General features: G+C 73.9%; 8 protein-coding genes. 7 read left to right on the forward strand and 1 reads right to left on the reverse strand.

Features of this window, described 5'->3' with window-relative positions; translation table 11 throughout:
- Window positions 1–136: 136 nt before the first annotated feature.
- Window positions 137–343: a hypothetical protein gene (locus tag AC1MIR_RS08900; protein ID WP_480027816.1), complete on the reverse strand. Its 207-nt coding sequence runs from the start codon at window positions 341–343 to the stop codon at window positions 137–139.
- Window positions 344–456: 113 nt separating this feature from the next.
- Between AC1MIR_RS08900 and AC1MIR_RS08905 the strand changes: the two genes are divergently transcribed.
- The 7 genes from AC1MIR_RS08905 (at window position 457) to AC1MIR_RS08935 (ending at window position 6,663) form a co-directional block, all read left to right on the forward strand.
- On the forward strand, window positions 457–927 hold the full coding sequence (locus AC1MIR_RS08905) for a tetraacyldisaccharide 4'-kinase (RefSeq protein ID WP_480028730.1): 471 nt from the start codon (window positions 457–459) through the stop codon (window positions 925–927).
- 78 nt (window positions 928–1,005) lie between these two features.
- Window positions 1,006–1,581, forward strand: a complete 576-nt coding sequence (locus AC1MIR_RS08910) for a TetR/AcrR family transcriptional regulator (protein WP_480027817.1) — start codon at window positions 1,006–1,008, stop codon at window positions 1,579–1,581.
- On the forward strand, window positions 1,578–2,621 hold the full coding sequence (locus AC1MIR_RS08915; RefSeq protein WP_480027818.1) for a hypothetical protein: 1,044 nt from the start codon (window positions 1,578–1,580) through the stop codon (window positions 2,619–2,621). Before AC1MIR_RS08910 ends, AC1MIR_RS08915 begins: the two co-directional genes overlap by 4 nt.
- Window positions 2,618–3,916: an ABC transporter permease DevC gene (devC, locus tag AC1MIR_RS08920; protein ID WP_480027819.1), complete on the forward strand. Its 1,299-nt coding sequence runs from the start codon at window positions 2,618–2,620 to the stop codon at window positions 3,914–3,916. The genes AC1MIR_RS08915 and devC overlap by 4 nt, the downstream gene beginning before the upstream one ends.
- A 154-nt stretch (window positions 3,917–4,070) precedes the next feature.
- A complete protein-coding gene (locus tag AC1MIR_RS08925) occupies window positions 4,071–4,760 on the forward strand; it encodes an ATP-binding cassette domain-containing protein (protein ID WP_480027820.1) in 690 nt (229 codons plus the stop codon).
- A gap of 83 nt (window positions 4,761–4,843) precedes the next feature.
- Window positions 4,844–6,064, forward strand: coding sequence for an MFS transporter (locus AC1MIR_RS08930; protein WP_480027821.1), 1,221 nt, complete (start codon window positions 4,844–4,846; stop codon window positions 6,062–6,064).
- Between the two features lie 74 nt (window positions 6,065–6,138).
- Window positions 6,139–6,663, forward strand: coding sequence for a helix-turn-helix domain-containing protein (locus AC1MIR_RS08935; protein ID WP_480027822.1), 525 nt, complete (start codon window positions 6,139–6,141; stop codon window positions 6,661–6,663).
- Window positions 6,664–6,762: the final 99 nt, after the last annotated feature.

The following is a 6,762-nucleotide window of genomic DNA, read 5'->3' on the forward strand; positions in this document are numbered from 1 at the left end:
GCCGCCGGCCCCGCCCCGCCGCCCGCGCCCGCCCCCGTCTCCGCCGCCCCGGGCACCACCCCCTCCGCCACCACCCCCGCCCAGCCCCCGCGCGACTGCGGCTGCGGCGTGCGGCGCCGCGCGCCGGGGTAGGCGTTCAGACGGTCGCGCGGCGGGCGAGCAGCAGGCCGGCGAGGGCGAAGCCGAACAGGCCGATGGCGGCGGGCGCCGGGATCGGGTTGGTCGGGTCGGGCCCCGCGCCGAGCAGCTTCTGCGAGATCACCTGCCCCTGATCGTTGAGCGGCGTGTAGAGGGTGCCGCGACCGCCGGTGATCGAGGTGTCGGCGTTCAGCGCGTTGATCATGGCCTGGAGCGTCGTCGCGCTCGGCTCGGCCTTGAAGGTGTAGGCCGGATAGATCGTCTGCCAGATCGCCGCCTGATAGGCGGCGGAAACGCGGTCGGGCCCCCCCCGGCCCGCTGCGCGAGCCCGGCGCCGCGGCGGCGGCGCGGTCCGGCGCGGCGGTGCTGATCGGCAAGGACGAGACGGGCGCGCTGGCACAGCTTCCGCCCGGCCTTCCCGTGCTGCGCGCGAAGCTTGTCGCGGGTCCGGAGGCGGCGATGCTCGCCGGCCAGCCGGTGTTCGCCTTCTGCGGCATCGCCAACCCGCCGAAATTCTTCACCACCCTGCAGGAGGCCGGCGCGGTGCTGGCCGGTCGCGAGGCCTTCGCGGACCACTACCCCTATGACGAGGGCGACCTGAAGGAGCTGCTGGGCCAGGCCGAGACGCTCCGGGCCGTGGCGGTGACGACCAAGAAGGACTTCGTCCGCATCCCGCCGCAGTTCCGCTCCCGCGTGACGGTCGTGACCATCGCCCTGGCCTGGGAAGAGCCGGCGGCGATCGAGAGCCTGCTCGACCCGCTCGCCGCCAAGGTGCCGATCCCCGCCTGACCGTCCTGGCGGAGGCGGGACTATACCGGCTGGACGGTTTGTCCTTGACAGACCGTCCAGCCGGTATAGTTGAGGGCCATGACCGACGGCCCTCCCGGCGCACTGCCCGATGTCCGCACCCGCGTCCTCGACGCCGCCGAGGCGATCATCCAGCACCGCGGCGTCGCCGGCCTGACGCTGGAGGCCGCGGCGCGGGATGCCGGCGTGTCGAAGGGCGGGCTGCTCTACCACTTCGCCTCGAAGGAGGCGCTGCTGGCCGCGCTGATGGCGCGCCTGGCGGAGTTCATGCGCAGCGAATACCGCGCCTGCGTGGAAGCCCAGCCGCCCGGGCCCGGGCGGGTGGCGCGCGCCAATCTCGAATGGGGCTTCGGCGACGGCGAGATGTCGTGCAACGAGAAGCACGACCGCGCCGCCGCGATCTTCCTGGCCGCCTTCCACCACGATCCCGCGCTGCTCGACCCGGTGCGCGCCGTGATCGCGCAGATGCGGCAGGACAACGCGGCGGACGGCCTGCCGCCAGGCCTCGGCGAGGTGATCCACGCCGCCGCCGACGGCATGTTCATGGCCCGCATCTTCCGCCTCTACGCCCCGACCGATGCCGAGCGTACCGCCATGCGGCGCATGCTCGAGACGCTGCTGGAGGGCGCACGATGACGCGCGGCGCGAAGCTGATGCTCGGCGCCGCCCTGCTGGCCGCGGCGGCCGGCGGCGGCTTTGTCTGGACCAGGCATGGCGAGGCGGAGCGCGGCCCCGCGCCGGTCGCCGCGCCCCCGGCCGCCCCGGTCGGCATCGGCGCATTGGGGCGCGTCGAACCCGCCACGCGCATCCGCCGCCTTGCCCCGGGGCCGGGCCAGGAAGGCGCGCGCATCACCAGGCTGCTTGTCAGCGAAGGCGACCGCGTCGCCGAGGGCCAGGTGCTGGCCGAGTTCAGCGAGGCCCCGCTGCGCGACGCCGCGGCGCAACAGGCCGAGGCGCAGCTTGCCCAGGCGCGGGCGAAGCTGGCGCGCACCCGCGCCGCCGGCCGCCCGGCAGAGATCGACGCCCAGCGCGCCCGCATCGAGGCGCTGCGCAACGCCGAGGCCAGCGCCCGGCGCGAGGCGGACCGCGCCGAGCGGCTGGAGCGCAGCGGCGCCGGCGCCGAGGCCGTGGCCGAGCGCGCCCGCTTCCTGGCCAACCGCAGCCGCGCCGAGCGCGCCGAGGCCGAGGCCATCCTGGAAACCCTGCTGCACCCCCGCCCCGAGGATGTCGCGCTGGCGGAGGCCGAGCTGGCCGCCGCCGAGGCCGCCCTGGCCCGCGCCCGCGCCGAGGCCGACCTCGCCCGGCTCCGGGCGCCGATCGCCGGCACCGTCATCCGCGTGATCGCCCGCGCCGGCGAGCGCGCCGCCACCGACGGCGTGATGGAGATCGCCGACCTCACCCGCATGGATGTCGTCGCCGACATCTACGAGACCGACCTGCCGCGGCTGCGTCTCGGCGCGCCGGCGGAGGTCCTGGTCCCCGGCGAGGGCGCCCGCTTCCCGGCGACGGTGCGCGAGATCGGCTGGCAGGTGCGGCGCAACACCCAGGCCAACACCGACCCCGTGGCGGCGGTGGATGCCCGCACCGTGGAGGTGCGGCTCGCGCTGGCGCCGGAGGCGGCGGAGGCGCTGGCGCGGCGGTCCAACATGCAGGTGCAGGTGGCGATCCGCCCGTGAACGAGATCACCCGCCCCGAGACGCTCCTGCCCTGGGCGCCCGAGCGCAGCGGCGAGGCCCCGCCGGCCGCCGCGCCGCCCGCCGGGCGGCCTGCCACGCCGCCCGCGGAACGCCGCGGCCCCGGCCTGCTCGCCGCCACCTGGCTGGCCGTCCGGCTCGCCTGGCGGCAGCTCCGCGCGGAGAAGGCAAGGCTGGCTTCGGCCATCGCCGGCGTCCTCTTCGCCTGCGTGCTGGTCTTCATGCAGCTCGGCTTCCGCGCCGCGCTGTTCGAGAGCGCGACGAACCTGATCGGCAGCATGCGCGGCGACCTGTTCCTGATGCACCCGCTGACCCTGGCGAGCTTCCGGCCGGAGCCACTGCCGCGCGTGCGCGCGCAGCAGGCGCTGGCGCTGCCGGAGGTGGAGCGCGCGGCGCCGATCTACCTGGCGCAATCCACCTGGCGGAACCCGGTGGACGGCTCGCGCCGCACCATCCAGCTGATCGGCGTGGACGTCGCGGCCGGCGTGCTGGACTTCCCCGGCCTCGCGCCGCTGGTGGACCAGCTCAAGCGCGCCGACACCGTCGCCTTCGACCGCAGCTCGCGCCCCGAATTCGGCCCGGTCGCCGACCTGCTCGCCGAGCGCGGCGGCCCGATCGAGGCGGAGATCGGCAATCGCCGGATGGACGTGGTCGGCCTGATCGAGATCGGCCCCTCCTTCGGCGCGGACGGCAACGTCGTGCTGTCCGAGGTGAATTTTCGGCGCGTCGTGAAGGAACGCCAGGTCGCGGCGGTGGACCTCGTCGCGGTGAAGCTGCGGCCGGGCGCCGACCTCGCCGCCGCGCAGGCGCGGCTGCGCGCGCTTCTGCCGCCCGACGTGATGGTGCTGACGCAGGCCGAGCTGCGCGCGCATGAGCGCCGCTACTGGGAGGAAGCCACGCCGATCGGCTTCATCTTCGCCTTCGGCAGCCTGATGGGCCTCGTGGTCGGGATGGTGATCGTCTACCAGATCCTGTTCAGCGACATCGCGAGCCATCTGAAGGAATACGCCACGCTGAAGGCGATGGGCTATTCCGGCTTCTACCTGGCGCGCGTGGTGCTCGGCGCCGCGCTGATCCTGGCCGTCGCCGGCTTCATCCCGGGCGTCGTGCTCTCCTGGTTCCTCTACGGCGTGGTCGCCGACGCCACCTTCCTGCCGCTGCGCCTCGACCTGCCGCTGGCCGGGCTGGTGTTCGGCATGATCTTCACGATGTGCGCCTTCGCCGGGCTGCTCGCGGTGCGCAAGCTGCGCGACGCCAACCCCGCGGACATGTTTTGATGGTGCCCTCAAACGCCGGGCGCGGCGCATCCGCGCCGCTTGGCTTCGCGCAGGCCACGGTTGCGCCGGGCCACGCGGCTGGTCTGTGCGCGGGCCGCATTCGCGGCCTCGGCGTGCTGCGCACGCCGTCAGCGCCCCGTTCGGCTTTCAGCTCATGAACCCCGTCGAGTTGCGCGGCCTCTCCTATGCCTATGGGGAAGGCGAGCTGCGCCGGCCGGTGCTGCGCGCCGTGGACCTCACCGTGCGCACCGGCGAGATCGTGCTGCTCACCGGCCCCTCGGGCAGCGGCAAGACCACGCTGCTGACGCTGATCGGCGCGCTGCGCGCCATGCAGGAAGGCAGCGCGCGCGTGCTCGGCGAGGAGCTGATGGACGCGAGCGAGGCGGCGCGGGTAGGGCTGCGCCGGCGCATCGGCTTCATCTTCCAGAACCACAACCTGCTCGGCTTCCTCACCGCGCGGCAGAATGTCGCGATGGCGCTGGAGCAGGACGGCGCCCTGACCGAGTCCGCCCGGCTGGACCGCGCCGGCGCTCTGCTCGCGGCGGTCGGGCTGGCGGGGCATGAGGACCGGGTGCCGGCGAAGCTCTCCGGCGGCCAGCGCCAGCGTGTCTCGGTGGCGCGCGCGCTGGCCGCCGATCCCGGCCTGGTGCTGGCCGACGAGCCGACCGCGGCCCTCGACAAGGCCAGCGGTCATGAGGTGGTGCAGCTGCTGCGCGAACTGGCGAAGTCGCGCGGCGTGGCCATCCTGCTGGTGACGCACGACCCGCGCATCCTCGACATCGCCGACCGCATCGTGGCGATGGAGGATGGCCGCATCGTCCAGTCGGACACCGTGCCGGGCTGAAGCAGCCCGCATCACGCGGGCGCCGGCGCGGGGATTGAGCGTGCGGCCCGCGGCTGCGAAGCTCGGCGCCAACAATCCTGCGGGTGGAAGCCTTGGAGGCCGGTCCAGGTCGGCGCGTCTTCGCGGTGCCGGATTTCCGGCGCCTCTGGCTTGTCGGCCTGGTGGTCTCTGTCGCGCGCTGGCTGGAGATGCTGGTGATCGGCGTCCTGGTCTACCAGGTCACGCAATCCGCCCTGCTCGTCGCCGCGATGACGCTGCTGCGCCTGCTGCCGATGGGCCTGTTCGGCGCCGTCCTCGGCGTGATGGCCGATCGCCTGCCGCGACGCGGCGCGCTGCTGGCCGTGCTCGCCCTGCAGGGCGTCGCGGTCGCGGGGCTGGTGGCGGCAGACCTCGCCGGCACGCTCGCCGTCTGGCAACTCGGCCTGGCCAGCCTGCTCGGCGGCCTCGGCTGGGCGACCGACAACCCGGTGCGCCGCATGCTGATCGGGGAGGCGGTGGGCCCCGCGCGCATGGGCCAGGCGATGTCGCTCGACGTCATGGCCAGCAATGCCAGCCGGGTCGCCGGCCCGGTGCTGGGCGGCACGCTGCTCGCGCTGCTCGGCCCCGGCGCCGCCTTCGGCCTGTGCGTCCTGTTTTATATTCTTTCCTTCGGCGCGGCGGCGACGCTGCGGGTCGGCACCGTCGCCGAACGACAGCGCGAACGCGGCGTGCTGCAGGAGATGCGCGAGAGCTTCGGCTTCGCACTGCGCCATACGCGGCTGCGCGCCGTGCTGCTCCTGACGATCGTATTCAATCTCTCGGCCTGGCCCTGCACCAGCATGATCCCGGTGATCGGCCAGTCGGCGCTCGGTCTCGGGCCGGAGGGTGTGGGCGTCCTCGCCAGCATGGACGGCGCCGGCGCGCTGCTCGGCGCGGCGCTGGTCGGCGCCTTCGCCGCCGCGCACCGCCACGCGGCGATCTATGTCGGCGGCATCGTCGTCTACCTTGCCATGATGGCCGGCTTCGCGCTGGCACCGTCGCCGCTGCTGGCCGGGCTGATGCTGTTCGGCGTCGGCGTGGGCGGCGCCGGCTTCGCCAGCATGCAGGCGACGCTGATCTATCTCTCCGCGCCGCCGGACCAGCGCGGCCGTGCCCTCGGCGTGCTGTCCACCGCGATCGGGACCGGACTGCTCGGCTTCCTCCAGCTCGGGCTGCTCGCCGAGTCGCTCGGCGCGGGCACCGCCACGGCCCTGGTCTGCGCCCAGGGGCTCCTGGTCCTGGCCGCAACCTGGAGCATATGGAAGCCGCTCTTCAACGATCATTAGCGGTTTCGCTGGCGCAGTCGTGATGGTAACAGGCGGCGGGAGATTGCCGGCCAAGCGAAACTCACGCGCAATTCATGCGCGCCTTGGTCGAACGCATGGCCATCTCTGGCATCGCAGCGGGGCTACTCACCCGGGGCAAGGGAAAGAAGAAGATGGCCACTACCGATACCGATACTGGGCATCGCGCGGGGTCGAATCCACCCGCCGAGCGTCCGGGCCAGCGCGCGAATGCTGCAGACCGCCATGTCGGCGCCCGCATCCGTGAGCGTCGGGTGATGATGGGGCTGTCGCAGCAGCAACTCGCCAAGATGATCGGCGTCACCTACCAGCAGGCGCACAAATACGAGCGCGGCCTGAACCGCATCTCCGCGGGCCGGCTGTTCGAGATCGGGCAGGTGCTCGGCGTGCCCGTCTCCTGGTTCTTCGAAGGTCTCGCGCCGGACTCCGACGCGCAGGAAGCCAGCCCGCGCCAGCGCATGTGCCTCGAGCTCGCGCGGAACTTCGCGCTGATCGACAACGAGAAGCACCAGGAAGCGCTGAGCCAGATGGCCCGCGCGCTGGCCGCTCAGTCGCAGGCGGAGCGCGACGGCCACTCCTGACGGCGCGTCACGCGTCCTCGGCGGGGGGGGGGGGGGGGGGGGGGGGGGGGGGGGGGGCGGGGGGCGCGGGCGGGGCGGCGCGGCGGGCGGGCCCGCGCC

The organism is Falsiroseomonas sp. RANM36 (genome assembly GCF_056682175.1).

Bases quoted from the DNA above. Each gene is read 5' to 3' on its own strand.
- AC1MIR_RS08925 (WP_480027820.1), top strand. From the start codon at position 4,071: ATGAACCCCGTCGAGTTGCGCGGCCTCTCCTATGCCTATGGGGAAGGC.
- AC1MIR_RS08900 (WP_480027816.1), bottom strand. From the start codon at position 343: ATGATCAACGCGCTGAACGCCGACACCTCGATCACCGGCGGTCGCGGC.
- AC1MIR_RS08910 (WP_480027817.1), top strand. From the start codon at position 1,006: ATGACCGACGGCCCTCCCGGCGCACTGCCCGATGTCCGCACCCGCGTC.
- AC1MIR_RS08915 (WP_480027818.1), top strand. From the start codon at position 1,578: ATGACGCGCGGCGCGAAGCTGATGCTCGGCGCCGCCCTGCTGGCCGCG.
- AC1MIR_RS08935 (WP_480027822.1), top strand. From the start codon at position 6,139: ATGCGCGCCTTGGTCGAACGCATGGCCATCTCTGGCATCGCAGCGGGG.